Origin of the sequence: Chromobacterium alticapitis (assembly GCF_002924365.1) — a bacterium.
In the GTDB taxonomy this organism is placed as follows: domain Bacteria; phylum Pseudomonadota; class Gammaproteobacteria; order Burkholderiales; family Chromobacteriaceae; genus Chromobacterium; species Chromobacterium alticapitis.
Genome location: NZ_PQWB01000017.1, coordinates 24,475 through 51,237, shown reverse-complemented (window position 1 = coordinate 51,237; position 26,763 = coordinate 24,475). Strand labels below are relative to the sequence as shown.

The window sequence follows — 26,763 nt, the reverse complement described above, 5'->3', positions numbered from 1 at the left end:
AAAGCCGGCGCCACCCTCATCAACACCGGCATAGGCTGGCACGAGGCCCGCGTGCCCACCATCGCGACGATGGTGCCGCGCGGCGGCTTCGCCTGGGTCACCCAGAAGCTGATGGGCGCGGTGAGCATCCCGCTGATCACCACCAACCGCATCAATACGCCGGAAGTGGCCGAGGACATCCTGGCCAGCGGCTGCGCCGACATGGTATCCATGGCGCGCCCCTTCCTGGCCGACCCGGACTTCGTCAACAAAGCGGCGGAAGGCCGCGGCGATGAGATCAACACCTGCATAGGCTGCAACCAGGCCTGTCTGGACCATATCTTCCAGGGCAAGCTGACCTCCTGTCTGGTCAACCCGCGCGCCTGCCGCGAAACCGAGCTGAACTACGAGAAAACCGCCGCGCCGAAGAAGCTGGCCGTGGTCGGCGCCGGCCCGGCCGGCATGGCCTTCGCCACCGTCGCCGCCGAGCGCGGCCACGCGGTGACGCTGTTCGATGCCGCTGGCGAAATCGGCGGCCAGTTCAATGTCGCCAAGCAGATTCCGGGCAAGGAAGAGTTCTATGAGACGCTGCGCTACTTCAAGCGCCGCATCGAAACCACCGGCGTCGCGCTTAAGCTGAACACCCGCGTCGCCGCGGCCGACCTCGCCGGCTTCGACGAAGTCATCCTGGCCACCGGCATCGCGCCGCGCACGCCGGCCATCCCCGGCGTCGATCACCCCAAGGTGCTGAACTACCTGGACGTGCTCAAGCACAAGCAGCCGGTGGGCAAGAAAGTGGCCATCATCGGCGCCGGCGGCATCGGCTTCGACACCGCCGAATACCTGACCCACGAAGGCGAATCCACTTCGCTCAACACCGAAGCCTTCATGCGCGAGTGGGGCGTGGACATGACGGGCGAAACCGCCGGCGGCCTGGCGCCGCAAGGCCCGCAGCCGCACAAGAGCCCGCGCGAGGTCTACCTCTTGCAGCGCAAGACCAGCAAGGTGGGCGAGGGCCTGGGCAAGACCACCGGCTGGATCCACCGCGCCAGCCTGCAGATGAAGCGCGTGCAAATGCTGTCCGGCGTGAGCTACGACCTGATCGACGACGCCGGCCTACACATCACGGTGAAGGGCGAATCGCAAGTGCTGGACGTGGACCATGTGGTGATCTGCGCCGGCCAGGACCCGCTGCGCGAATTGCAACAGCCGCTGCTGGACGCCGGCAAGCCGGTGCACCTGATAGGCGGCGCCGACGTGGCGGCCGAGCTGGACGCCAAGCGCGCCATCGACCAGGGCTCGCGCCTGGCCGCAGCCATCTGATCGCCAACGCCGTCCGCGTTTGACCAGCCCCCGCCTCGGCGGGGGCTTTGCTTTTCCAGGCCGCGATTGCATTAACAATTGTTTCAGCGAAGGGCCGCTTAACAATCCATAAACATTATTCAATCAGCATGGCGCGCGGCCATTCATTTGGCTCGTCCAATACGTCTACATAACAAATAACGGAGAAACGCCATGACTGTACCCACCACCCTGCGCCGCGCCGGCCTCGCCGCCGCGCTGATGCTAAGCGCGCTGCAACCGCTCGCCCAGGCCGCCCCCTCGCCGCTGCTGGACGCCAGCCACCCGGTGAGCTGGTGGTTCGCCTTCAAATTCAACGCCGCGTCCTTCCCTGGTTGCGGCACGGCCGCGCCGGTCAACAGCTGCCAGTTCGGCGGCAGCCCGCAGGGCTATACCAGCGGCAGCAGTTACAGCCAGCAATACGTTTACGCCAGCAGCAGCCAGCCCGCGCTGAGCCAGGGCGGCGGCTGCATAGGCGACACGCCGGCCGATCCGGTGGGCGCCACCTTCAAGCAAATCTATAACGGTACGCTGAACTACGTGGTGTGGAACGACCAGTTCTACGACGACCCGTCCATCGCCTCCTGTTCCGGCAATTCCTGCGGTGCGCCTTGGGGCCATTCCAAGGGCGTGCTGGCCTGGGACGACCAAGGCAACGGTGTGGTGATGCAAGTCAGCACGCCGTCCTGGCCGGCCTCCGGCAGCGCGCAATATCCGCGCACCAGCGACGGCAACACCCTGGGCTGCGTGCAAGACAACGACGTGCAAGTCAGCCAACACTTCTTCTCGCTGAAGCTCAGCCACGCCGACGTGCTGTCCGTGCTGCAAGGCCTGGCCAACGCCAGCGTGGTGACCGATGTCGGCAATCCGCAGATCGTCAAGAACGGCGGCCCGGCCGACATCCAGGCCGCCGTAGACCAGCTGGGGCAGAAATCCGACAGCGCCGCGCCGCAAGTCAGCAAGCTATCCAGCGGCGTCACTCTGATCGCCAAGCCTTCCGCGCTGCAAGTGCCGCCGTGGCAGCTGGTTTCGGCCGAGCTCGGCGGCGTCGCGCTGCGCGCCGCCACCTGGTGGGAAGGCAGCAAGAGCACCGCGATTCCGACCACCACCAAGGCCGGCGCGCCGGCCTGCTGGGACAGCAGCCTGCCCAAGCCGGGTCCGGTGGCCATCGCCACCTCCGGCAGTTGGGGCGGCAAGATCTTCTCGCTGCAAGGCGGCCTGGGCAAGAACTTCAACCATGCCAAGATAGGCGTCAGCACCAGCGGCGCCGCCTATGCCATCTTCGGCGACATGAACCAGGAAGGCTCGCTGTCCGGCAACTGCGCCAGCGCGCAGAACGGCCGCGGCGGCCTGTTCTTCGCCCTGCCCAACGCCGCGCTGGCCCAGTCCATCGCCAAGCTGATAGGCGGCTCCACCGCCGCCGCCGCCGCGCGCTGAGGCATGGCCTTGCCGGGAGTGGCGCCTGCGCTCCGCTTCCGGCATTTCAAACTGGAGGTTAGAACTGCTCATCCGCATGGCCGCTTATTCTCCTGAACGATTTTGGCGACACTGAATGCCAGATGAATTGTCATCGACCAAATCGACAAGGAGCCCCCCATGATTCGCCAAGACGCGCAGTATCAAAAAGGCCTGGAGCTGATCGAATTCCTGCATGGCGGCCATACCGGCGGCGAGCGGGTAGCCGCTGTTGCGGAAATCAGCCCCGACTTCGCTGACATGAGCATAGCCTGGGCCACTGGCCACATCCTGAGCCGCCCCGGCCTCGATCTGGCTACCCGCGAGCTGATCCTGGTCGCGTCCTGCGCCACCCAAGGCTTCGCCCAGGTACAGCTGCTGGCGCACGCGGAGGCGGCGCTGCGCGCCGGGGCCACCCGCCGGCAGATTTTGGAAACCATTCTGCAACTGACTTTCTATGCCGGCGGACCGGCGGTCAGCAATGCGCTGCTGACCTTGAAGGATGTGCTGGCGGAACCCCTTATCGAGCCTGCCTGCGAAAACTTCAGCGCCTGACGGCCGCCCACGCACACGCGATACGCCATAGTCATTTCAGCCGCCGCGCGAGCGCGGCTCTGCATGCAATCCACCGGCCGTTCCGCGCGGCGGCGCCCACCCGGCCGAACGGCCTATTGCCATTGCCATTTGTCTATTCTTTTGCCATTTTCATCTTGAACCATCCTCTTGGAACAGCTTTCGCGATTTCCCTTAATGCCGGCGCCGCCGGCTTCATATCGAGGAGTTGCAGATGAAATACCCAGCCTTACTCGGCATCCTGGCTCTGCTGTCCATGCCGGCCCTGGCCGCAGACCCTTTGCCGGCTTTTCGCGGCGACCCTGCGCAATCGTCCGTGTCCGGCCTGTCGTCCGGCGCCTTCATGGCGGCGCAGTATCAGGTCGCCTATTCAGCCTCGGTGGTGGGCGCCGGCGTGGTGGCGGGCGGGCCCTATTTCTGCGCCAAGGGCACGCTCGCCGGCGCCGGCCCCTGCATGAATATGGGGCAGCCCCCGGCAGTCGGCCCCTTGCTGGCCACCGCGCGCCAATTCGCCCACGCAGGCCATATCGACCCGCTGGACAAGCTGGCCAGCCGCCGCATTTATCTGTTCAGCGGCAGCAACGACAACACGGTGAAAACCCAGGTGGTGGACGTGGCGGCGGAATGGTTCCGCCAGGCCGGCGTGCCGAGCGCGCAAATCGCCTATGAGCGCAGCCTGCCGGCCGGCCACGCCCAAATCACGCCGGCTTACGGCAACGATTGCGCCCTCACCAACACGCCCTACATCAATCATTGCGAATCGCAAGGTAAGGGTTACGACCAGGCCGGCGTGATTCTGCAGCATATCTATGGCCCGCTGCAGCCCAAGTCCCAGGCGCTCACCGGCAAGATCGTCAGCTTCGACCAAAGCCGCTACGCGCCGAAGGGCAGCAGCATGGCGGCGGAAGGCTTCGTCTACGTGCCGCGCGCCTGCGCCGAGGGCGAGGCCTGCAAGGTGCACATCGCGCTGCATGGCTGCCAGCAATACGCCGGCAAGGTGGGCGACGCCTTCTACGCCCACACCGGTTACAACAACTGGGCCGACAGCAACCGCATTCTGGTGCTCTACCCGCAAACCACCACGTCCCCCTCCAATCAGCAAGGCTGCTGGGACTGGTTCGGCTACACCGGCAAAGCCTATGCCTGGAAAAGCGGCGCGCAAATGCATGCGATCAAACAAATGGCCGACCATCTGGTCTCCGCCCATTAAGCCCTAGCTAAGGCCTGAAACGACAATGCCCCGCAGCAGCGGGGCATTGTTCCATCCCAAGCCGCTTACCCGGCGCGGGCGCGGCGCGCCTTAACCGCGTCAGCCAGCTCGCTCAGTAGCTTCTCGGTATCGTCCCAGCCCAGGCAGCCATCGGTGATGCTCTGGCCGTACTTCAGCTCGCAGCCCGGCTTCTGGTCCTGACGGCCTTCCACCAAATGGCTCTCCACCATCACGCCGAAGATGTTGCGGTCGCCGCCCGCGATCTGCCCGGCGACATCGGTACTGACCTCCATCTGGCGGCGGTAGTCCTTGCGGCTGTTGGCGTGGCTGAAGTCCACCATCAGCTTGTGCGGCAGGCCGACTGCGGTCAGTTCGGCCGCGGCGGCGCTCACGTGCTCGGCCGAGTAATTGGGCTCCTTGCCGCCGCGCAGAATCACGTGGCAGTCCGGATTGCCGCCGGTGGAGACGATGGCGGAATGGCCGGTCTTGGTCACGGACAAGAAGTGGTGCGGCACGCTGGACGAGCGGATGGCGTCCACCGCGATCTTCAGATTGCCGTCGGTGCCGTTCTTGAAGCCCACCGGGCAGGACAGGCCGGAGGCCAGCTCGCGGTGCACCTGGCTCTCCGTGGTGCGGGCGCCGATCGCGCCCCAGCTGATCAGGTCGGCGAAATACTGCGGCGTGATCATGTCCAGGAATTCGGTCGCGGCCGGCATGCCCAGGTTGTTCAGCGTCAACAGCAGACGGCGCGCGATGCGCAGGCCGGCGTTGATGTCGTAGGACTCGTTCAGGTGCGGATCGTTGATCAGGCCCTTCCAGCCCACCGTAGTGCGCGGCTTTTCGAAGTAGACCCGCATCACCACCACCAGCTCGCCGGCCAGCGCCTGGCGCAGCGGCGCCAGCTTCTGCGCGTATTCGACTGCCGCGTCGACGTCGTGGATGGAACAGGGGCCGATCACCACCAGCAGGCGGTCGTCCTCGCCGCGCAGCAAGGCCGAGATTTCGCGACGGGTGTTGTAGATCAGTTCGGAGGCCGACTCGCTGATCGGCAGCTCATACAGGTGGGCGATAGGCGGAAGCAGTTCCTTGATTTCGCGGATTCTGACGTCGTCGGTCTGGCGTTGCATGCGATTGTCCCTTGGCTATGTCGTTTTCTGCATAGCAGCAAGATAACCGCATTTGTCCGCACTCGACAACCGCCGGCGCGCGCAAAGCAAAACGCCGCGGCCCGAAGGCGGCGGCGCTTGGCGCGGCGACAGGGGAGGATCAGTCCGCGTACTGGCGCTTCATGCGCTCGCGGCGCTCCTGCGCCTCCACCGACAGCGTGGCGGTGGGACGGGCCATCAGGCGTTTCAGGCCTATGGGTTCGCCGGTGTCTTCGCAGAAGCCGTAGGAGCCGTCTTCGATCTGGCGGATGGACGCCTGGATTTTTTGCAGCAGCTTGCGCTCGCGGTCGCGCGTGCGCAGCTCCAGCGCGTACTCTTCCTCCAGCGTCGCGCGATCGGCCGGATCGGGCGTGGCTTCTTGTTCTTGCAGGTGATTGGCGGTAGCGTTGGCGTTTACCAGCAACTCCTGCTGCATCTGCAACAACCGGTCTTTGAAAAACTCAAGGTGGTCGGCGTTCATGTAATCATCGCCTTCCCAGTTGAGGATATCCTGTTCGGTCAGCTTGGCCATGTTTGGTGCTTCCAGCATAGAGTTGGCAACAGGCGGAGAAGATTACCGGCGGGCCAATATTTGCGCAACTGTCTTGAGCTTGAATCCAAATAATCACTCGCGACTGCTAACATTTTTTATAGCCCGCTCCGGCATTGATAACAAGTCCGCCAGAGTTCATCATTAATCAATAAGCGCGCCGGATTCGACCGGCCGCCCCCATACAAGTTCAAAGGCGGCCGCAGCCGCCTTTTCAACCGGACGGAACCGTTGCGATTCCGCCTCATGACAGCCGTCGCCGGCTGTTTATTTCTGGCTCAATACCCATTTGACCAGCGCCTTCAGGTCGGCGTCCGGGATATTCGGATGCGGCGTCATCGGAATCGGGCCCCACACGCCGGAGCCGCCGTTTTTCACCTTGGCGATCAATTTGGCCTCGGCGCCCTTGTCGCCTGCGTACTTCTTGGCCACATCCTGGTAAGCCGGGCCGACGATCTTCTTGTCCACGGCGTGGCAGGCGGTACAGCCGTACTTCTGCGCCATCTGCATATTGGCCATGGCCGGCGCGGCGACGGCGCCCAGCAGCAGGGCGGCGAGCAGGGTCTTTTTCATCTGGATTCTCCCTATCGTTCACATTATCGCCGACCGAAATGACCGGCGACTGTCAAAAACATGACAAATAACCCGCCTTACTGGATGACCACCTTGAGTTGGGTCAAGAAACCGGCTTCCAGCCAGCGCACTGGCAGCATCATGATGACCTGGATGACCAGCAGCAGCACCAGCGGCGACAAATCCACGCCGCCGACGGCAAAGCGGCGGAACGGGCGCAGGAAGGGACGAGTCAGGCTGTCCAGCACCGGCGCTATTGGATTATAGGGATTGATCCAGCTGAGCACGGCTTGCACGATGACCGCGCCCATCAGCAGCGTCAGCGACTGTTTGAACACCTCGAGCAGCGACAGCAGGGCCAGCGCCACCCATACCTGCGGGAAGGTGAATACCTCCGGCAGCGAACCCAGCAGCAGCATCAGGATATTGGCCAACAGGCTGACCAACCAGGCCAAGAGCATGGTGGCGGTGTCGTAGTTGCGCACCGACGGCACCAGCTTGCGCGTAGGCAGCACCAGGAAATTGGTAGCCGCCATCACGAACTGGCACACAGGATGCTTGAACGGCGCGCGCGCCACCTGCAGGTAGAAGCGCAGCAGCAACACCAGCACGAACAGGCCGGACAAGGTCTTGATCAGAAACTGCAGCGTATCGACGAACATGATCGCGGTTTACTCCTGGCTGAGTTGTTGGCCCATCTCGATGGAACGCTCGCGGCAGTCCATCGCGCCGGCGACGATGGCGGCCTTGACGCCCTCGGCCTCGAAGCGGGCGATGGCGCGCTCGGTGGTGCCGCCCTTGGACATCACGTTCTGGCGCAGCGTGGCCACCGGCAGCGGGCTCTGCCGCGCCAGCTCCACCGCGCCGTCGAACGTCGCCAGCACCAGCTCGCGCGCTTGGGCTTCGCTGAAACCAGCCTTCACCCCAGCTTCTATCATGCTCTCGATGAAGTAGAACACATAGGCAGGGCCGCTGCCCGAAACGCAGGTGATATCGTCTATGCCGACCTCCTCGTCCAGCCACACTGTCATCCCGGCGGCGCGCATGACGGTTTCGGCCGCCTCGCGGTCCGCCGCCGTCACCGCCGCGTCCGCGTACAGGCCGGACACGCCCTTGCCCACCATGGCCGGCGTGTTCGGCATCACGCGCACGATGCGATCAGAAGCCAGCCATCGCCGCAGCGCGTCCAGCCGGATGCCGGCGGCGATGGACACCGCCAGCGCGCCGTTCAAGCGCGGCGCCAACTCCAGGCACAGCCCGCGCAGCTGCTGCGGCTTCACCGCCAGCACCACGACCTCGTCCGCGGAGAAGGCCTCGGGCAGCGCCTGGCCGCCGCTGCAGCCAAAACTGGCCGCCAACTGGTCCAGCTTGTCCTGCTGATGTTCCACCACGTGAATCCGGTGGCCGCCCTGGCGGGCCAGCCCGCCTATGATGGCGCCGGCCATATTGCCGCCGCCGATGAAAGTGATCCGCATATTGTCCTCTGGACACGTTGCGGCGCCGGCTGCGCCGGCGCCCGAATGATTGCGCCTACGTCCTCGGCGGGGCATGCCCGCCGGCCAAGCTCAATGCGCGTAGCTTCTATGGCCGAAGATGGCCGAGCCCACGCGCACCAGCGTGGCGCCCTCGGCCACCGCCGGCTCCAGATCCGCCGACATGCCCATGGACAGCGTGTCCAGCGCCAAGCCCTCGGCCTCCAGCCCTTCCTTGAGCCGCCGCAGCGCGGCGAACTGCGCCGCCAGGCTGGCCGCGTCCTCGGTCGGCTCCGGAATGCACATCAGACCGCGCAGCCTGAGCCGCGGCAGAGCCGCCACCGCGCGGGCCAGCGCCGCGGCCTCCTCCGGCGCGCAGCCGCTCTTGCTGTCCTCGCCGGACACATTGACCTGCACGCACACGTTCAGCGGCGGCATATCGTCCGGACGCTGGGCAGACAGCCGCTCGGCTATCTTCAGCCTGTCTATCGAATGCGCCCAGTGCGCACGCTCGGCGACGACGCGGGTCTTGTTCGACTGCAGCGGACCGATGAAGTGCCATTCTATCGCCAGGTCGGCCAGCGCCTCGCATTTCTGCTGCAGTTCCTGCACATAGTTCTCGCCGAAGGCGCGCTGGCCGCAGCCAAACGCCTCGCGCAGGTCGGCGGCGGGGAAGGTTTTGCTGACGGCCAGCAACGCGACCGCGCCATCCGCGCGTCCGGCGGCCTCGCAAGCCGCCCGCAGCCGCTCCCGCACCTGTTCCAGGCGGGAAGAAAGGGTGTCTGTCATGTTGGGTGATCCAAGAGCGTATCGATGAGCGCGTTGTCGCGAAGATTGTAGGGAAAGCCGCCGCGGACCACAATCGAACGGGCAGGCGCCGCGCCATCCAGTCAATGTTCCATGACGTAATATTCAGACTAGCCGCATAGCACGAATGCATTTTCCGCCTTCGTATGTGCGGTATGATGAGGGTTCGCTCCTCGCTACCCGCCTATCGATGATGGACAGACTGATCGGTTTCACGCTACTCGCCGTTGCGCTGTGTCTGCCGGCGCTGGCGCAATCCTCCCCCATCCTGCTGACCGTGTCGGGACACATCAGCCGCTATACCGACGCCCGCCTGAAAGTCTATCAATTCAGCGAGGCCGACTTGCAGGCGCTGCCGCAGCACAGCATCATCACCCAAACCAGCTGGACGCCGAAATCCACCTTCACCGGCCCGCTGCTGCGCGACATCCTGCAAAAGGCCGGCGCCGCCGACGGCCAGGTCAAGCTGTCCGCCTTGAACGACTACGCCTACACCATCGCCGCCCATGAGCTGATCCAGTACGGCACGATACTGGCGCGCGAGCGCGACGGCCGGAAAATGGAGATCGCCGACCGCGGGCCGCTATGGCTGATCTACCCGCTGGACGACATGCCGGCGCGGCTGCGCGGGCCGCTGCAGGACGCCAAGCTGGTCTGGCAGGTCAATCGCATGGACATCCGCTGAGCCATGAGCCGCGCCGACGCCCCGCCCGACGCCCGCAAGCGCGGCCGATTCCGCGCCCTGCTGAAAGAGACCTCGCCCGGCATCCTGGTGCTGCTGTTCGTCGTCGCCTCCGGCGTTTATCTGGCGGTGGAGCGCTTCGTCGCCGCGCAATCGCTGCCGCCGCACAGCGAGGACTTGTACTGGAGCGTGGCCCAGTTGCAAGTGGAGCTGGAGCGGTCGCGCGCCGAGCTGGAGCGGCTGAAGTGGGGCGAGATCGACGCCGGCCAGGCGCAAACCCGGCTGGCCATCGCCCAAAGCCGCGCGCTCGACTTCGTGACGCCATCCACCACTCGCCATCAGCTCAGCGGCGTGGACGGCTTCCCCCAATTGGTCGTCCAGCTGCAGCGCTTCTTCCGCGACCCGCGCATTCGCCATCCCAGCCAGGCGAGCGCGGCCGCCCTGATGGAAGGCATAGACCAGCTGCGCCCGACGCTGGCCGAGTTCGCCGTGCAGTCGCGCGTGTCCGAAGTCGGCGCGCGCGAGGCCCGCAACCAGGAGCAGGAACGCGCCCAGCATTTGATGTCGCTGTGGTTCGCGCTGTGGGTGGCCATCTGCATCGTCATTCTCGGCCTGCTTTACCGCTACCAGAATGCCCGCCGCGACATCGCCTCGCAGCAAACCTTGCTGGAGCAGGAGCGCGCCGCCCACCAGGCGACGGTGGCGGCCGAGCTGGACCGCACCACCTTCCTCGCCACCATCAGCCACGAAATCCGCTCGCCGCTGCAGACCATGCAGGTCTGCGTCGAGCTGATAGAGCCGCGGATAGAATCCGCCGGCAAGACGCGCGCCGCGCTGGAGCGGCTGAAAGCCAGCATGGCCCACCTGATGGCCCAGGTCCGCGACATCATGGACATTTCGGCCATCCACAATATGCAGTTCCGGCTGCAGCCGGAAGACGTGGACCTCGCCCACGCGCTGAACGAGGCGATAGACGCCTACCGGGTGCAACTGGAAGGCAAGGGCTTGCAGCTTACGGTTGCGCTGGAGGCGCTGCCGGATTCCGCGCGGCTGGACGGCAACCGGCTGCGCCAGATCGTCGGCAACCTGCTGTCCAACGCCATCCGCTACACCGACCACGGCGCGGTGACGGTGGCCGCGCGCGCGGAAAACCGCGACGGCCTGCATCTGCTGGAAATCCGGGTGGCCGACACTGGCATAGGCGTGCCGGCGGACCTGCAGACCCGCATCTTCCAGCCCTTCTTCCAGGGCCGGCAACGCCGCCCCGGCAGCAGCGGCCTGGGGCTCGCCGTCGTCAAGGAGCTGGTGCGGCTGATGGGCGGCGAGATCACCTTGCGTAGCGAAGAGGGCCGGGGATCGGAATTCGTGGTGCGGCTGCCCATCCATTTGCCGGCGGCCGCGCCGGCCCGCAGCATCCTGCTGGTGGACGACGACGCCAATGTCCGCGAGCCGTTTTCCGACTGCCTGGCGCTGAGCGGCTACGCGGTGACGGCCGCCGCCACGGCGGCGGAGGCGCGCCGACTGCTGCGGGAGAAAATCTTCAGCGTGGTCCTGCTGGACATGCAGCTGGGCGAGGACAGCGGCTACGACGTGGCCGCCTGCGCGCGCGACGGACAGAACCGCGACGCCCGGCTGATCGCGATGACCGCCTACCCGGAGGAGTACAGCGACCCGCGCGCCGCCTGGTTCGACGAAAAACTGGAAAAGCCGTTCGATCTGAACCGGCTGCGCGCCAGCCTGAGCCCGCGCGGCCCGTCGGCGTAGGCGTTTCGGGCACAGCCGTCCGCCGGCGCCGCGCGATTTTGTTGCGCCGCCGGCCCGCTACGCTTGAGAATGCACGCATTCGCCGCGCCGCGCCGCGCGCCCCCGCAATCACGCAACGGGTCAAGACATGGAAATCTCCGAGCTGCTGGCATTCACCGTCAAGAACAAGGCCTCCGACCTGCACCTGTCGGCCGGCCTGCCGCCGATGATACGGGTCAACGGCGACATCCGCCGCATCAACCTGCCGCCGATGGACCATCATGACGTGCACGACATGGTGTACGACATCATGAACGATTATCAGCGCAAGATTTTCGAAGACACCTATGAGTGCGACTTCTCGTTCGAACTGCCCGGCATCGCCCGCTTCCGCGTCAACGCCTTCATCCAGAACCGCGGCATGGCCGCCGTGTTCCGGGTGATTCCCAGCAAGGTGCTGACGCTGGAGCAATTGAACGCGCCCAAGATCTTCCAGGACATCGCCACTTTCCCGCGCGGCCTGGTGCTGGTCACCGGCCCCACCGGCTCCGGCAAGTCCACCACGCTGGCGGCGATGATAGACTATGTCAACGAAAACGAGTTTTCGCACATTCTTACTGTGGAAGACCCGATCGAATTCGTGCATGAAAGCAAGAAGAGCCTGATCAATCAGCGCGAGCTGGGCCTGCAGACCCACAGCTTCGCCAACGCGCTGAAAAGCGCGCTGCGCGAAGACCCGGACGTGATCCTGGTGGGCGAATTGCGCGATCTGGAAACGATACGGCTGGCGCTGACCGCGGCCGAAACCGGCCACCTGGTGTTCGGCACCCTGCACACCAGCAGCGCGGCGAAAACGATAGACCGGATCGTCGACGTGTTCCCGGCCGGCGAAAAGGAAATGGTGCGCTCCATGCTGTCGGAATCGGTGCGCGCCGTGGTCGCGCAGACGCTGCTGAAAACCAAGGACGGCGCAGGCCGCGTGGCGGCGCACGAGATCATGATGGGCACGCCGGCCATCCGCAATTTGATACGCGAAAACAAGATCGCCCAGATCAACTCGATGATACAGACCGGCCAGCAGTACGGCATGCAGACGCTGGACCAGTGCCTGTCCGATCTGGTGCGGCGCAATATCGTGTCGCCGGGCGAGGCGCGGGCCAAGGCCAGCAACAAGGACGCCTTCTAGGCCGCCGCGCCGGGATCGCCCGCAGGCTAAACTGAAAGCAGCAACCCGCAGGAAACGTCGCCATGGAAAAAGACCAGGCCTCCAAATTCATCCATGATCTGCTGAAACACGCGATCGGCAAGAACGCGTCCGACATCTTCATCTCCCCGGAATTTCCGCCGGCGATGAAGATAGACGGCAAGATCACGCCGGTGGCGCCGCAGCCCTTGAGCCCGCAGCAGAGCAAGGAGCTGGTGCGGGCGGTGATGAACGACCGCCAGACCGAAGAGTTCGAGTCCAAGAAGGAGGCCAACTTCGCGATCAACCCGCCCGGCATCGGCCGCTTCCGCGTCAGCGCCTTCGTGCAGCAGGGCATGGCGGGGATGGTGTTGCGCAAGATCAACACCGAAATCCCCAACTTCGACCAGCTCAACCTGCCTGAAGTGCTGAAGGACATCGCGCTGATCAAACGCGGCCTGGTGATCTTCGTCGGCGGCACCGGCTCCGGCAAATCCACCTCGCTGGCCGCGCTGGTGGACTGGCGCAACAGCACCAATCAAGACCACATCATCACGGTCGAAGACCCGATCGAATACGTGCACGCGCACAAAAAGTCCATCGTCACCCAGCGCGAGATCGGCGTGGACACCGAAAGCTGGGAAATCGCGCTGAAAAACACGCTGCGCCAAGCGCCGGACGTGATACTGATGGGCGAGATCCGCGACCGCGAAACCATGAACTACGGCCTGCAGTTCGCCGAGACCGGCCACCTGTGCCTGGCCACCATGCACGCCAACAACGCCAACCAGGCGCTGGACCGCATCCTCAACTTCTTCCCGGAGGAGCGCCACCAGCAAGTGCTGATGGACCTGTCCCTGAATATGCGCGCCATCGTGTCGCAGCGGCTGGTGCCGCACAAGTCCGGCCGCGGCCGGGTGGCGGCGGTGGAAATCTTGCTGAACAGCCCGCTGGTCTCCGACATGGTCTTCCGCGGCGAAATCGCCGGCCTCAAGGAAGTGATGTCGCGCTCGCGCGAGGCCGGCATGCAAACCTTCGACCAGTCGCTGTTCGAATTGTACGAAGCAGACCTGGTCACTTACGAGGACGCGCTGCGCAACGCCGACTCCATCAACGACTTGCGCCTGAAAATCAAGCTGTACAGCGAAAGCGCCCGCAACCGCGACCCGCTGGAAGGCATAGACCATCTGGACATCGTCTAAACCGACGCCACCTAGCCAATCATCATGCCTTTTGACGCCAATACCACCGTTCTGATCATCGAAGACTCCCACACCGTGCGCCAGGGTCTGCGCACCATGCTGTCCATGGCCGGCATCACCCGCTCCGACGCCGTCACCAACGCCAGCGAGGCGCGCAACCGGCTGCGCGGCAAGGACTACGACGTGGTGCTGTGCGACTACAACCTGGGCGACGGCATGGACGGCCAGGAATTGCTGGAGGCGATGCGCAAGGACGGCAATCTGCCGATGTCCACCATCTGGATCATGATCACCGGCGAGCGCCACTACGAACGCGTGGTCGCCGCCGCCGAAATGGCGCCGGACGACTACATCCTGAAGCCCTTCGCCTCGCAACTATTGCTGGACCGCATGAATCTGGCCCATCTGCGCAAGACCTTCCTGTCGCCGGCGCACAAGCTGGTGGCCCAGGGCAAGCCGGAACAGGCGATACAGGTGCTGATGCAGCTGGCGCGCGAAGTGGCGAACCCGCAATACCGGGTGGACGCGCAGCGGCTGGCCGCCGAGTTGCTGGTCAACGAGGGCCGCCAGGGTGAAGCGCTGGCCATCTACCAGGAACTGCTCAACCTGCGGGTCATCCCCTGGGCCAAGATGGGCGTGGCGCGCATCGTCGCCGAACAGGGCGAGACCCAGGAATCCAACTCGCTGCTGCGCGAAATCATCGCCGACGCGCCGCGCTACACCGACGCCTACGACCTCTTGGCGCAAAACCTGATAGACGACGGCCAATACCAGACCGCCGCCATCGTGCTGGAAAAAGCGGTGGCCATCTCGCCGCGCAACTTCCACCGGCTGAAGAGCTGCGGCACCGCGCTGTTGCGCTGCGGCGATCCGGCCAAGGCCTCGGAATACCTGCAGCGCGCGGTGGAGATAGGCCGCAACAACAGCTTCTTCGGCCCCGACGTGCTGGTGGACCTGCTGCAGGCCTTCAGCGAAAGCGGCCAGACCCAGCAATTGGACCGGCTGCAGGCCGAAATCGCCGCCCGCTCCTCCGAGCTGCCCGGCGGCCAGCTGACCATGGCGGTCTGCCGCGCGCTGACCGCGCTGGCACAAAAACGGCCGTCCGATGCGCTGACCCAGCTGCAATCGGTGGCCGAAGAGCTGCGCGCGCGCGAAACCGATTTCACCTCCGCCCAGCGCTTCCTCGCCGCCGCCGTGCGGCTGCCAGAGGAACTGAACAGCGAGCTGCCGCCGCAATGGGGGCACAGCATCGCGCTGCGCTTCGCCGACGGCCGCCACGAACTGGGCACGCTGCTGGAGATCGCCCACAAGCACCCGGCCTGCCACGAGGCCATCCAGACCGCCTATGACACATTGCAGACCGACAGCAACAAGGCGGTGGAATTGGCCAGCAACGGCATGCTGGAGGAGGCCGCCGCCATGCTCTACCTGCTGTCGCAGAAGACGCTGAACGAGCGCATCAGCATGAACGCCTGCGCGCTGCTGCTGCGCACCTGCGAGAGCCGCAGCAAGCTGAACCAGGCCTTCGCCGAGGAAGACAAGCAGGTGATGCAGCTGCTCAACTGGCTGCCGGAAGACAACGAACGTGTGCGCGGCTTCGTGCGCCGCCACCAGGCGCTGGATCCAGACTGCGTGTGACCGTCCGGCGGCGAACGGTCTAGACTGAAGCCATAGGCCGGCCGCCGGCCGCCCCAATGTCCCGCCGCGAGGCAGCCCATGGCATTCGATGCGAACACCACCGTCCTGATCGTCGACGACTCCCTCAGCATGGCGCAAGGCATACGCGCCATTCTCTCCATGGCCGGCGTCAGCCAGGCCGATACCGCCAGCAGCGCCGCCGAGGCGCAGAACCGGCTGCGCGGCCGCCGCTACGACGCCGTGCTGTGCGATTACAACCTGGGCCGCGGCATGAGCGGGCAAGAACTGCTCGAAGCCATGCGCAAGGACGGCAATCTGCCGCCGTCCACACTGTGGGTGATGATCAGCGGCGAGCGCAACTACAGCCAGGTGGCGGGCGCCGCCGAAATGATCCCCGACGACTACATTCTCAAGCCGTTCACCGCCCAGCAACTGCTGGACCGGCTGGAAGCGGCCGCACGACGCAAGGCCTGGCTCGCGCCGGCCTACAAGCTGCTGGACAAGGGCCGGACCGAGCAGGCCATCGCCCAACTGATGGAGCTGGCCAAACAGGCGGAAAACCGCCAGCGCCGGCTGGACGCGCTGCGGCTGTGCGGCGAATTGCAGGCGCGTGAAGGCCTGCACGACGCGGCGCTGCAGCTATACCGCGCGGTGCTGGCCCAAACCGACGTGCCCTGGGCCAAGATGGGCGTGGCGCGCATCCTGGCCGAGCAGGGCGACGGCGCCGGATCGCGCGAGCTGCTGGACCAGGTGATCGCCGTCGCGCCGCGCTATACCGAGGCCTACGACCTGCTGGCGCAAAACCTGATAGACGAGGGCGGCTACGCCCAGGCCGCCGCCGTGCTGGAAAAAGCGGTGGCGATCTCGCCGCGCAACTTCCGCCGCCTGCATCACTACGGCACCTCGCTGCTGCGCAGCGGCGAGGCAGAGCGCGCGGTGGAATCTCTGCAAAAGGCGGTGGACATCGGCCGCGGCAACAGCTTCTTCGGCCCGGAAGCCATGGTAGACCTGCTGCAGGCGCGCTGCGAAAGCGGCCAGACCCAGCAGCTGGACCGCTTGCAGAAAGACATCGCCGCGCGCCAGGGCGAGCTGCCCGGCGGGCCGCTGACCATGGCGGTTTGCCGCGCGCTGGCCGCGCTGGCGCTGCAGCAGCCGGCCCAGGCGCTGCCGCATCTGCAGGAGGCCGCGGAATGGCTGCGCTCGCCGGAGGTAGACTTCGCCAGCGCCCAGCGCTTCCTGGCCGTCGCCGTCCGGCTGCCGGACGAGCAGGGCGGCGGGCATGCGCCGCCCTGGGCGCGGCTGATCAGCCTGCGCTTCGCCGACGGCCGCCACGAGCTGGGCGCCTTGCAGGAAATCACCCGCGAGCGGCCTGCCTGCCGCGACGCCATCGAGCAGGCTTACGAGGAACTGCAGGAGAAAGGACGCGCGGCGCTGGAAATCGCCAACCAGGGCCGGCTGGACGAGGCGGCCAAGCTGCTGCACGACGAGGCGATGCTCACGTTGAATTGCCGGCTCGGCCATTACGGCTGCGCCATGCTGCTGCGCATCGCCGAAAACCGCAGCCAGACGGGCCTGCCGGACGGCGGGGAGATGCGCTCGCTGCGCGAGCTGCTGGGCTGGCTGCCGCACGACAACGAGCGGGTGCGCGGCTTCGTCAAGCGGCGCCAGGCCCTGCTGCGCCATCCGGACTAGGCACGTCCGAAGCGGCATCGCCGCGATAGCCGGCGGATTTCTCGATGCGCGTCTTTCTCGCCTGCCTGCCGCCGCGGGACTGCCTAGCGTCCCTGCAAGACTGGCAACGCCAATTGCGGCGGCTGGGCGGCGGGCGGCCGCTGCCGGCGCGCCAGTTGCACCTGACCCTGGCTTTTCTGGGCGAAGTCACGCCGCTGCAGCTGCAACTGGCCGCCGACTGCGCGGAGCGGGCCATGGCCAGCCTGCCGGCCTCAGTCCGGCTAGACAGCTGCGGCAGTTGGCACGACGTGGGCTGGTGCGGACCGGTCCATCCGCCGCCGGCGCTGCGCGCTTGGGTGGAGAATTTGAAACGCGAATTGCGCGCGGCCGGCATCGCGGCGGACGCGCGGCCTTATCGGCCGCATCTGACGCTGCTGCGCCGGCTGGCGCGGCCGCTGCCGCAACAGGCCTTGCCGCCGCTGATCCTGCCGCTGGACGACGTGGCGCTGCTGGCGTCCGAGCTGCGCGCCGACGGCGCTCGCCATTACCGGCTGGACGGCTGGCGACGGTCTGCCGCCCCTGCTTCGGATGCGTGAATCAGTTCTTGTCGTTGAACAGGCCGCCCAACAAGGAACCCTGCTCCTTCGACTCGCCGCCGGCGCGCGGCGCGGCGGCGACGATGCGGTCGGCCAAGCGCGACAAGGGCAGCGACTGCAGCCACACCCTGCCCGGACCGGTCAGTTTGGCGAAAAACAGACCCTCGCCGGAAAACAGCGCGCTTTTCAGCTTGCCCACGTATTCGATGTCGAAGTCGACGCTGGGCTGATAGGCCACCACGCAGCCGGTATCCACCCGCACCGTTTCGCCGGGCTGCAACTGCATCTCGGTCAAGGCGCCGCCGGCGTGCAGAAAGACGTAGCCGTCGCCCTCCAGCTTTTGCATGATGAAGCCTTCGCCGCCGAACAAGCCGGTGCCGATGCGCTTCTGCCAGGCCAGGCCCAGGCTGACGCCCTTGGCGCCGGCGAGAAAGCTGTCCTTCTGCGCGTACAGCACGCCGCCCAGCTCCAGCAGGTGCACCGGCACGATCTTGCCCGGCGTGGCGGCGGCGAACGCCACCTTGCGCCGGCCGGAGGCCTGATTGGCGAACACGGTGGTGAACACGGACTCGCCGGTCAGCAGCCGCTTGCCGGCGCCCAGCAAGGAGCCGAATGCGCCGCCGCCGCGGTTCGAACCATCGCCGAACACCGTATCCATGGCGATGCCGTCCTGCATGTAATACAGCGCGCCGGCCTCGCCCACCGCCGCCTCGCCCGGGTCCAGTTCCACCTCGACATACTGCATGTCGTCGCCGAACACCTGGTAATCGATCACATCCATCGTCATGACTGCGCTCCCGCTTCGTCCCAGCGCGCGGCCGCCGCCTCGTCGCTGGCCTTGGCGTCCACCCAATGGCGGCTGCCATCGGCCAGGATTTCGCATTTCCAGAACGGCGCCTGCCGCTTCAGATAATCCATCAGGAAGGAGGCGGCCTCGAAAGCATCGCGGCGATGGCCGCTGGCCGCCACCACCAACACGATATTGTCGCCCAGAGCCAGCCGGCCGATGCGGTGGATCAGCGTCACGCCCTTCAAGGACCAGCGCCGGCGCGCCTCGCGGACGATGTCGGCCAGCGCCTTTTCCGTCATGCCCGGGTAATGCTCGAGCTCCAGCGCCACCACGTCCTGACGGTCGCCGTCGCCGCGCACCATGCCGGTGAAGCTGACCACCGCGCCGCAAGCCGGATTGGCCGACCAGCGCCGCACTTCGGCGCCGACGTCGAAGTCCTCGTTCTGCACCCGGATATGGTTGACCGTCATCTCAGCCCCCGGTCACCGGCGGAAACACCGCCACTTCGTCGCCGTCGGCCAGCGGCGTTTCCAGGCCGGCCATTTCCTGGTTCACCGCCACGCGGAACACCTTGTCCGCCGACAGTTCCAGAGCCCAGGCCTGGCCGCGCTGGCGCAACTCGGTCAACAGCTCAGCCACCGTGGCGGCCTCGCTGTCCAGTTGCTCGCTCTCCACGCCCAGCGTCTCGCGCAAGCGGGCAAAATACAACAAGTTCAGTTTCATATCGTCCCCCTTTATCGAGCTCACTCACTCGCTATGGCCAGTGTATGCAAACGATGGCGACGACGGAAGCGAGTCCATCGACGTTCGGCGCCGAGCGACCGCAGAACGCCATGTTCAGGAGTGTCGCGCCGGCCTCAGCCGCCCTAACGGCCAAGCGGACACAATGCCCCACAAGCAATACCATATGCATAAATTAATCTAACAATTCAAACATCATCCATCAAATTCTGCGCCAGTATTGATTATTTGAATATTAGATTGTTTGTATATTTAATCTTTGTATGGTAGCGTTAAAAACTCGATGCGCTTCACGGCGCGTCATTCAAGCTTCGGGCTCGCGCCCGTTCCCGCGTTTCACGCGTCTCGTATCCGGCTTGGCCGGATGTCTTGAAAATCTACTGGCAGCTCTCTGGTTGTCGCGATCATTACAGCGGATCGTTGACGGTTTCGCCGTCTTCATCCGCCAAGGAGGACGCAGATGCACAAAAGAGCGTTTAGCAAGCGCAACATGTTTTGCTTGGCCCTCGCCGCATTGGCTGCGGCAGGATGGCATTACGGCATAGACACGGCCATATGGGCCGAGTACCGCGAAGACCTGGTCTATCTGGGCGGGCGGCATCTTTATCTGGTGGGCGTTTCCATGGCCCTGGCTCTAGCCGTCGGCTTGCCCAGCGGCATCCTGCTGAGCCGGCCGCGCCTGCGCGGCAGCGCGGAATCATGGATGCAGATCTTCAATATCGGCAACACCCTGCCGCCGATGGCGGTGCTGGCCCTAGCCATGGTGGTGGTCGGAATCGGCGACGCCCCCGCGATCACCGCCCTGTTCCTGGCATCCTTGCTGCCCATTGTGCGCAACGCCTATGCCGGCCTGGCCGGCTTGCCGCCGGCCTTGCTCGAAGCCGCCGACGCGATAGGCATGACGCCGCGCCAGCGGCTGTGGCGGGTGGAGCTGCCCAACGCGCTGCCGGTGATCCTGTCCGGCGTGCGCGTCGCGCTGGCGCTCAACGTGGGCACCGCGCCGCTGGCCTTTCTGATCGGCGCCAGCAGCTATGGCGAGCTGATCTTCCCCGGCATCTATCTGAACAAACATACCGCCTTGCTGCTGGGCGCAGGCGCCACGGCGCTGCTGGCGCTGGCCCTGGATCAGGCTGTAGCGCTGGCGGGCCGCCTCGCCGCCGCGCGCGGTATGGGCTGATCCAAGCCATTCCATGGAGGTTTCATGACGATATCCCTATCGATGTTCAAGGCCGGCGTCCGCCGCTGGCTGACGCTGGCGGCGCTGGCGCTTGGCCTGGCCATCCCGGCCCAGGCGGCGACCCTGACGCTGGGCAGCAAGAATTTCACCGAGCAGCACCTGCTATCCGAGCTGACCGCGCAGTATCTGCGCGGCAAAGGCTACCAGATCGTCCAAAAGCAGGATCTCGCCTCGGTGATCCTGCGCAAGGCGCAAGAGAGCGGGCAGATCGACCTGGCCTGGGATTACACCGGCACCGGGCTGATCGTCCATCACGGCATCCAGCGGAAAATGGACAATGAGGAGGCCTATGCCGAGATCAAGCGGCTGGACGAACCGCTGGGCCTGGTCTGGCTGAATCCATCCGCGCTGAACAACACGTATGCGCTGGCGATGAAACGATCGCGGGCCGAGGCCGAAGGCGTGCGCACGCTGTCGGACCTGGCGCGGGCGGTAAACCCGCGCAACGGCGGCGACAAACGCTGGCAGCTGGGCTTCGACATGGAGTTCGCCGGCCGTCCGGACGGGCTGAAGCCCTTGCAGAAACTGTACGGCATGGCGTTGAGCCGGCCGCAGATCCGGCAGATGGATTCGGGACTGGTCTTCAACGCCATCCGCGACGGTTTCGTCGATGCCGGCCTGGTCTACACCACCGACGGCCGCATCCAGGGCTTCGAGCTGCTGGTGCTGGCGGACGATCTGAACTTCTTCCCGGCCTACGCGGCGACGCCTGTCGTGCGCAAAGAAGCGCTGGAGCGCCATCCCGGCCTGGCCGACGATTTGAACCGGCTGTCCGCCTTGCTGGACAACGACACCATATCGACGATGAACGCCGAGGTGGATATCCGGCATCGCCCAGTCACGGAGGTGGCGGCCGAGTTTCTGCTCAGCCGCGGCCTGTTGAAAGGGGGTGATTGATGGAAACCCTGCTGGAGACAGTCCGCTACATTCTGTCCAGCCTGCCCTATATTGGCGCGCTGGCCTGGCAGCACCTGTCGCTGGTCGGCATCGCCGTCAGCCTGGCCGTATTGCTGGGCGTGCCGCTGGGCATATGGATCGTGCGCTTTCCCGCGATCACCAACCTGGTGCTGGGCTTGGCCACCGTATTGCTGACCATTCCGGCGATCGCGCTGTTCGGCCTGATGATCCCGCTGTTTTCGCTGATCGGCCACGGCATCGGCGCGGTGCCGGCCGTCAGCGCCGCCTTCCTGTATTCCTTGCTGCCCATCGTGCGCAACACCCATGCCGCGCTGACGCAGCTGGAGCCCGGCGTGCGCGAGGCCGGCCGCGGCATCGGCCTCACCTTCTGGCAACGTCTGCGCTGGGTGGAGCTGCCGCTGGCGGTGCCGGTGATCTTCGGCGGCATCCGCACCGCCGTGGTGCTGAACATCGGCGTCATGGCCATCGCCGCCATCGTCGGAGCCGGCGGCCTCGGCACCCTGATCCTGCACGGCATCAGCCAGAGCGATATCCGCAAACTGATAGCCGGCGCCGTCGTCGTAAGCCTGCTCGCCGTCGCCATGGACTGGCTGCTGCTGCGCGCCCAGCGCGCGCTGACACCGAAAGGAATTCGCTGATGATAGAACTGCAAAATCTCTGCAAGCAATTTACCCAAAAGAACGGTCAACGGGTCCAGGCCGTGGACAATGTCAGCTTGAAAGTGGCGGAAGGCGAGATCTGCGTGCTGCTGGGCCCGTCCGGCTGCGGCAAGACCACCACCATGAAGATGATCAACCGGCTGATCGAACCGACTTCCGGCAAGGTGCTGATCGCAGGAGAGGACACGGCCGGCATCGACACGGTGACGCTGCGCCGGCACATCGGCTACGTGATTCAACAGATCGGCCTGTTCCCCAATATGACCATCGAGGAAAACATCACGGTGGTGCCCCGCATGCTGGGCTGGGACAAGAAGCGCTGCCGCGAGCGCGCCCGCGAGCTGATGCATATGGTGGCGCTGGACCCTGACCGCTTTTTGCAACGCTATCCGCGCGAGATGTCGGGCGGCCAGCAGCAGCGCATAGGCGTGATCCGCGCGCTGGCGGCCGACGCGCCTGTGCTGCTGATGGACGAGCCCTTCGGCGCGGTGGACCCGATCAACCGCGAGCAGATCCAGAACGAATTCCTGCAGATGCAGCGCCAGTTGGGCAAGACCGTGATGCTGGTCAGCCACGACATCGACGAGGCGATCAAGCTCGGCGACCGCATCGCGGTGTTCCGCCAGGGCAGAATGGTGCAGTGCGCCGGCCCGGACGAAGTGCTGGCGCGTCCGGCGGACGAGTTCGTCGCCAGCTTCGTCGGCCATGACCGCACCCTGAAGCGCTTGCTGCTGGTGCGGGCGGGCGAGGTGGCGGAGCAGCAGGAAACGCTGACCGCGCGGCTGGACACGCCGCTGGCCGCCGCCTACGGCATGATGGACGACGCCGACCTGCTGCACCTCACCGTGGTGAATGAAGCCGGCGAGCCGCTGGGCTTCGTCAAGCGCCGCGACGCCAAGCTGGGCGAAGGCCGCTGCCGCGACAAGCTCAACCGGATAGAGGCGACCGCCGGCGCGGACGAGAACCTGCGGGTGGTGCTGTCGCGGCTATACGAACATAACCTCACCTGGATGCCGGTGGTGGACGAAGCCGGCCGCTACTGCGGCGAGGTGGCGCAAGCCTATATCGCCGGTTATTTGAATTCCGGACGCACTCGCCGGCGCGACCCCATCATGTCGTAGTCCGGCTGAGTCGGCATGCCATGCTCCTGCCGCCAGGCGCCGGATCGCCGCGGCGGGAGAGATGGCATAAAGGGTTCGCGCCATTAAGAGCGCGGCTTTGCGCGCTGGAAACGCGCTGCGCTCGCCGCAAGCAAAAAAAACCCGCCTCGCGGGCGGGTCGGGTAGTTAGCAAGCCATGCGCATGCTCGTTCGCATAAATCGCCAATGCGGCATGGAATGCAAATCCCTTTCCTGAAATGACAAATGGATTATTGCATCGCTAATAATGGCTTGCAAGCGTTTTTACACAATGCTTACAAACCATCGTCTGCGCGTGCATCATTCGTCAGCGGATGATCTGAGCCAGTTCACCCTTCAGGTAGCGATTGGCCATGGTGTCCAGATTGATGGCCTTGATCTTGCTGGCCTGGCCGGCGGAGCCGAAAGCCTCGTAGCGGGCGATGCAAACATCGCGCATCGCTTCGATGGTCTTGGCCAGGTATTTGCGCGGGTCGAACTCGGCCGGGTTCTTGGCCATGAACTGGCGGATGGCGCCGGTGGAAGCCAGGCGCAGGTCGGTGTCGATGTTCACCTTGCGCACGCCGTGCTTGATGCCTTCCACGATTTCCTCAACCGGCACGCCGTAGGTTTCGCCCAGCTCGCCGCCGTACTGATTGATGATGGCCAGCCACTCCTGCGGCACGCTGGAGGAGCCGTGCATCACCAGGTGGGTGTTGGGAATGCGGGCGTGGATTTCCTTGATGCGGTCGATGCGCAGCACGTCGCCGGTGGGCTTCTTGCTGAACTTGTAGGCGCCGTGGCTGGTGCCGATGGCGATGGCCAGCGCGTCCACGCCGGTATCCTTGACGAAGCGGGCGGCTTCTTCCGGATCAGTCAGCAGTTGGCTGTGGTCCAGCACGCCTTCGGCGCCGACGCCGTCTTCCTCGCCGGCCATGCCGGTTTCCAGGCTGCCCAGGCAGCCGATTTCGCCCTCCACCGACACGCCGCAGGCGTGGGCGAAGTTGACCACGGTGCGGGTGACGCCGACGTTGTAGTCGTAGTCGGCCGGGGTCTTGCCGTCAGACTTCAGCGAGCCGTCCATCATCACCGAGGAGAAGCCCAGCTGGATGGAGCGTTGGCACACGTCCGGGCTGGTGCCGTGATCCTGGTGCATCACCACCGGGATGTGCGGGAATTCTTCGATCGCGGCCAGGATCATGTGGCGCAGGAAGGGCGCGCCGGCGTATTTGCGGGCGCCGGCCGAGGCCTGCACGATCACCGGAGCGTCCACCTTGTCGGCGGCCTCCATGATGGCGCGCATCTGCTCCAGGTTGTTGACGTTGAAGGCCGGCAGGCCATAGCTGAATTCAGCCGCGTGATCCAGCAGCTGGCGCATGGAAACGAGTGCCATGAATCTCTCCCTCGCTAAGCCCCGCAGCGCGCGGGGCCGGTTCGAAAAAAACGGCTGACGATGGCGAATCGGCAGCCGTGATGCTTATTGACGAGACAAGCCGGTCAGCAATACGCCGGCGCCGACGAAGGCGCCGCCGCTGAAGCGGTTCACCATGCGCAGCCGGCGCGCGCTGTTCAGCCAGCGCGCCAGCCGGGCGCCGCTGCCGGCGTAGGTCAGCTGCCAGCTCGACTCGATCAGGTAAAACGTGGCCGCCAGGATGGCCAGTTGCGGCCCTTGCGGCTGGTGCGCGTTCATGAACTGCGGGAACAACGCGGTAAAGAAGATGAAGGCCTTGGGATTGCTCATCGCCACCAGGAAGCCGCGGCGGTACAGCGCCCACGGGCCATGCTTGCCGCTCTTATCCTCGGACAGCTCGGCCACCGGCTGCGGCAGGCTGCGCCAGGTCTTGACGCCGAGGTAAACCAGATACAACGCGCCGGCGTACTTGACGATGGAAAACAGCAGCTCGGAGGTGGCCAGCAAGGCACCCAGGCCGGCCACCGAGCCCATCATGATCAGACCTAGCGCGCTCATCAGCCCGAAACAGGTCATCAGCGTGCGGCGCACGCCGTAATGGATGCCGTGGGTCATCGTCAGCAGCATATTGGGGCCGGGCGTGGCGGAGACGAAAAACATGGTGGTGACGAACAACAGCCAAGTTTGCAGCGACATCACATTCTCCTGACGAGGGCGGAACCGTCAGTATAACGGAGCGTCCGGAGCGGGCGGCGGCTCATCTCGCCTCCTTGTTTTCGCACATTCATCCCTCGTCGCCGGCATGACGGCCAAGCCGCCATGCCGGTCGCTCCTTTAGTTGGCGCGTTCAGCCAGGATGGCCACGGCCGGCAGTTCCTTGCCTTCCAGGAATTCCAGGAAGGCGCCGCCGCCGGTGGAAATGTAGCTGATGTCGTCGGTGATGCCGTACTTGGCGATGGCTGCCAGCGTGTCGCCGCCGCCGGCGATGGAGAACGCCTTGGACTGGGCGATGGCCTTGGCCAGCGTCTGGGTGCCGTTGCCGAACTGGTCGAACTCGAACACGCCGACCGGGCCGTTCCACACCACGGTGCCGGCCTGGGCGATGATGCCGGCCAGCTGCTTGGCGGAATCCGGGCCGATGTCCAGAATCATGTCGTCGGCGCTCACCTCGGCCACGTTCTTGGTGGTCGCGGCGGCGGTTTCGGCGAATTCCTTGGCGCACACCACGTCGGACGGCAGCGGCACATCGCCGCCGCGGGCGCGAATCTTGGCGATCACGCGCTTGGCGTCTTCCACCAGATCGGCTTCGGCCAGCGATTTGCCGATGGCCTTGCCTTCGGCCAGCAAGAAGGTGTTGGCGATGCCGCCGCCCACGATCAGCTGGTCCACCTTGTCGGCCAGCGCTTCCAGGATGGTCAGCTTGGTCGATACCTTGGAGCCGGCGACAATGGCCACCAGCGGACGGGCCGGCGCTTGCAGCGCCTTGCCCAGGGCGTCCAGCTCGGCCGACAGCAACAGGCCGGCGCAGGCTACCGGAGCGAACTTGGCCACGGCGTGGGTGGAGGCCTCGGCGCGGTGCGCGGTGCCGAAGGCGTCGTGCACGAACACATCGCACAGGCCTGCGTAGGCGCGGCCCAGGTCCTCGTTGTTCTTTTTCTCGCCCTTGTTCAGGCGGATGTTTTCCAGCATCACCACTTCGCCGGCGGCGAGTTCGACGCCGGACTGGAAATCGGCTTGCAGGCGCACCGGCTTGCCCAGCAGCTCGGACAGGCGGGCCACGACCGGCGCCAGGCTGTCTTCCGGCTTCGGCTCGCCTTCGGTCGGACGGCCCAGGTGGGTCATCAGCATCACGCCGGCGCCGGCCTGCAGACAGTGTTCGATGGTGGGCAGGCTGGCGCGGATGCGAGTGTCCTCGCCGATCACGCCGTTTTTCAACGGCACGTTCATGTCCACGCGGATCAGCACGCGCTTGCCGGATAGATTCTGCTCGGAGAGTTTGTTGAATTTCATCGCTTCACTCGCTCAGGTTTGGATGCGGAAGAGTCCGGCAAGCAGACTAGGCTTGCGCG

General features: G+C 65.4%; 27 protein-coding genes. 15 read left to right on the top strand and 12 right to left on the bottom strand.

Annotated features, from left to right (window positions below; translation table 11 throughout):
• From C2I19_RS04120 to C2I19_RS04105, 4 genes are all read left to right on the top strand, one after another.
• Positions 1-1,302 (top strand): FAD-dependent oxidoreductase (locus C2I19_RS04120; protein ID WP_233201101.1); only part of this gene is annotated, 1,302 nt, incomplete at its 5' end.
• 192 nt (positions 1,303-1,494) lie between these two features.
• Complete coding sequence (locus tag C2I19_RS04115) at positions 1,495-2,757, top strand: deoxyribonuclease II family protein (RefSeq protein WP_103901450.1); 1,263 nt, start codon at positions 1,495-1,497, stop codon at positions 2,755-2,757.
• A 159-nt stretch (positions 2,758-2,916) separates the two neighbouring features.
• Positions 2,917-3,330 (top strand): carboxymuconolactone decarboxylase family protein, encoded by a 414-nt coding sequence (locus C2I19_RS04110; RefSeq protein ID WP_103901449.1) that lies wholly within the window; start codon positions 2,917-2,919, stop codon positions 3,328-3,330.
• 232 nt (positions 3,331-3,562) lie between these two features.
• On the top strand, positions 3,563-4,558 hold the full coding sequence (locus C2I19_RS04105; protein ID WP_103901448.1) for an extracellular catalytic domain type 2 short-chain-length polyhydroxyalkanoate depolymerase: 996 nt from the start codon (positions 3,563-3,565) through the stop codon (positions 4,556-4,558).
• 65 nt (positions 4,559-4,623) lie between these two features.
• Here C2I19_RS04105 and aroG read toward each other — a convergent pair whose 3' ends face one another.
• The 6 genes from aroG to C2I19_RS04075 form a co-directional block, all read right to left on the bottom strand.
• Positions 4,624-5,685 (bottom strand): 3-deoxy-7-phosphoheptulonate synthase AroG, encoded by a 1,062-nt coding sequence (gene aroG / locus C2I19_RS04100; protein ID WP_103901447.1) that lies wholly within the window; start codon positions 5,683-5,685, stop codon positions 4,624-4,626.
• 139 nt (positions 5,686-5,824) lie between these two features.
• Complete coding sequence (gene dksA, locus C2I19_RS04095) at positions 5,825-6,235, bottom strand: RNA polymerase-binding protein DksA (protein ID WP_043627703.1); 411 nt, start codon at positions 6,233-6,235, stop codon at positions 5,825-5,827.
• 285 nt (positions 6,236-6,520) lie between these two features.
• A complete protein-coding gene (locus C2I19_RS04090; protein ID WP_103901446.1) occupies positions 6,521-6,826 on the bottom strand; it encodes a c-type cytochrome in 306 nt (101 codons plus the stop codon).
• Between the two features lie 77 nt (positions 6,827-6,903).
• Complete coding sequence (locus C2I19_RS04085) at positions 6,904-7,488, bottom strand: YggT family protein (protein ID WP_103901445.1); 585 nt, start codon at positions 7,486-7,488, stop codon at positions 6,904-6,906.
• A gap of 9 nt (positions 7,489-7,497) precedes the next feature.
• Positions 7,498-8,301 carry a pyrroline-5-carboxylate reductase gene (proC, locus tag C2I19_RS04080; RefSeq protein WP_103901444.1) on the bottom strand — a complete coding sequence of 268 codons (804 nt, stop codon included), beginning with the start codon at positions 8,299-8,301 and terminating at the stop codon, positions 7,498-7,500.
• Positions 8,302-8,391: 90 nt separating this feature from the next.
• Positions 8,392-9,087 carry a YggS family pyridoxal phosphate-dependent enzyme gene (locus C2I19_RS04075; protein WP_103901443.1) on the bottom strand — a complete coding sequence of 232 codons (696 nt, stop codon included), beginning with the start codon at positions 9,085-9,087 and terminating at the stop codon, positions 8,392-8,394.
• 208 nt (positions 9,088-9,295) lie between these two features.
• Here C2I19_RS04075 and C2I19_RS04070 point away from each other — a divergent pair, with 208 nt between their 5' ends.
• From C2I19_RS04070 to thpR, 7 genes are all read left to right on the top strand, one after another.
• Positions 9,296-9,790: a putative pterin-binding protein gene (locus tag C2I19_RS04070; RefSeq protein WP_103901442.1), complete on the top strand. Its 495-nt coding sequence runs from the start codon at positions 9,296-9,298 to the stop codon at positions 9,788-9,790.
• 3 nt (positions 9,791-9,793) lie between these two features.
• Complete coding sequence (locus tag C2I19_RS04065; RefSeq protein ID WP_103901441.1) at positions 9,794-11,551, top strand: ATP-binding response regulator; 1,758 nt, start codon at positions 9,794-9,796, stop codon at positions 11,549-11,551.
• A 127-nt stretch (positions 11,552-11,678) separates the two neighbouring features.
• On the top strand, positions 11,679-12,716 hold the full coding sequence (locus tag C2I19_RS04060; RefSeq protein WP_103901440.1) for a type IV pilus twitching motility protein PilT: 1,038 nt from the start codon (positions 11,679-11,681) through the stop codon (positions 12,714-12,716).
• Positions 12,717-12,778: 62 nt separating this feature from the next.
• Positions 12,779-13,915, top strand: coding sequence for a PilT/PilU family type 4a pilus ATPase (locus C2I19_RS04055; protein ID WP_103901439.1), 1,137 nt, complete (start codon positions 12,779-12,781; stop codon positions 13,913-13,915).
• 24 nt (positions 13,916-13,939) lie between these two features.
• Positions 13,940-15,553, top strand: coding sequence for a response regulator (locus C2I19_RS04050; RefSeq protein WP_103901438.1), 1,614 nt, complete (start codon positions 13,940-13,942; stop codon positions 15,551-15,553).
• A 78-nt stretch (positions 15,554-15,631) separates the two neighbouring features.
• On the top strand, positions 15,632-17,245 hold the full coding sequence (locus tag C2I19_RS04045; RefSeq protein WP_103901437.1) for a response regulator: 1,614 nt from the start codon (positions 15,632-15,634) through the stop codon (positions 17,243-17,245).
• Between the two features lie 44 nt (positions 17,246-17,289).
• Entirely contained in the window at positions 17,290-17,820 is a 531-nt protein-coding gene (thpR, locus tag C2I19_RS04040) for an RNA 2',3'-cyclic phosphodiesterase (protein ID WP_103901436.1), read from the top strand.
• 1 nt (position 17,821) lies between these two features.
• On the opposite strand, the gene C2I19_RS04035 is transcribed toward thpR, so the two are convergent.
• The 3 genes from C2I19_RS04035 to moaD are packed head-to-tail and all read right to left on the bottom strand — an operon-like array spanning position 17,822 to position 19,333.
• Positions 17,822-18,607 (bottom strand): TIGR00266 family protein, encoded by a 786-nt coding sequence (locus C2I19_RS04035; RefSeq protein ID WP_103901435.1) that lies wholly within the window; start codon positions 18,605-18,607, stop codon positions 17,822-17,824.
• A complete protein-coding gene (gene moaE, locus C2I19_RS04030) occupies positions 18,604-19,080 on the bottom strand; it encodes a molybdopterin synthase catalytic subunit MoaE (protein WP_103901434.1) in 477 nt (158 codons plus the stop codon). Before moaE ends, C2I19_RS04035 begins: the two co-directional genes overlap by 4 nt.
• 1 nt (position 19,081) lies before the next feature.
• The gene (moaD, locus tag C2I19_RS04025) at positions 19,082-19,333 is read right to left on the bottom strand and encodes a molybdopterin converting factor subunit 1 (protein WP_103901433.1); all 252 of its coding nucleotides are present in this window, start codon (positions 19,331-19,333) and stop codon (positions 19,082-19,084) included.
• A 508-nt stretch (positions 19,334-19,841) separates the two neighbouring features.
• Here moaD and C2I19_RS04020 point away from each other — a divergent pair.
• Genes C2I19_RS04020 through C2I19_RS04005 form a run of 4 tightly spaced genes read left to right on the top strand, consistent with a single transcriptional unit; the run spans position 19,842 to position 23,286 of the window.
• Complete coding sequence (locus C2I19_RS04020) at positions 19,842-20,528, top strand: ABC transporter permease (protein WP_199181068.1); 687 nt, start codon at positions 19,842-19,844, stop codon at positions 20,526-20,528.
• 24 nt (positions 20,529-20,552) lie between these two features.
• Entirely contained in the window at positions 20,553-21,485 is a 933-nt protein-coding gene (locus C2I19_RS04015; protein ID WP_199181067.1) for a glycine betaine ABC transporter substrate-binding protein, read from the top strand.
• Positions 21,485-22,144 (top strand): ABC transporter permease, encoded by a 660-nt coding sequence (locus tag C2I19_RS04010; RefSeq protein WP_304529147.1) that lies wholly within the window; start codon positions 21,485-21,487, stop codon positions 22,142-22,144. The genes C2I19_RS04015 and C2I19_RS04010 overlap by 1 nt, the downstream gene beginning before the upstream one ends.
• Positions 22,144-23,286 (top strand): osmoprotectant ABC transporter ATP-binding protein OsmV, encoded by a 1,143-nt coding sequence (locus C2I19_RS04005; RefSeq protein ID WP_103901430.1) that lies wholly within the window; start codon positions 22,144-22,146, stop codon positions 23,284-23,286. Before C2I19_RS04010 ends, C2I19_RS04005 begins: the two co-directional genes overlap by 1 nt.
• Positions 23,287-23,611: 325 nt before the next feature.
• On the opposite strand, the gene fba is transcribed toward C2I19_RS04005, so the two are convergent.
• The 3 genes from fba to C2I19_RS03990 all read right to left on the bottom strand — a co-directional run bounded on the left by fba (position 23,612) and on the right by C2I19_RS03990 (position 26,704).
• Positions 23,612-24,676, bottom strand: a complete 1,065-nt coding sequence (gene fba, locus C2I19_RS04000; protein WP_103901429.1) for a class II fructose-bisphosphate aldolase — start codon at positions 24,674-24,676, stop codon at positions 23,612-23,614.
• Positions 24,677-24,760: 84 nt separating this feature from the next.
• Positions 24,761-25,390, bottom strand: a complete 630-nt coding sequence (locus C2I19_RS03995) for a LysE family translocator (protein ID WP_103901428.1) — start codon at positions 25,388-25,390, stop codon at positions 24,761-24,763.
• Between the two features lie 138 nt (positions 25,391-25,528).
• Positions 25,529-26,704: a phosphoglycerate kinase gene (locus C2I19_RS03990; RefSeq protein ID WP_103901427.1), complete on the bottom strand. Its 1,176-nt coding sequence runs from the start codon at positions 26,702-26,704 to the stop codon at positions 25,529-25,531.
• Positions 26,705-26,763: the final 59 nt, after the last annotated feature.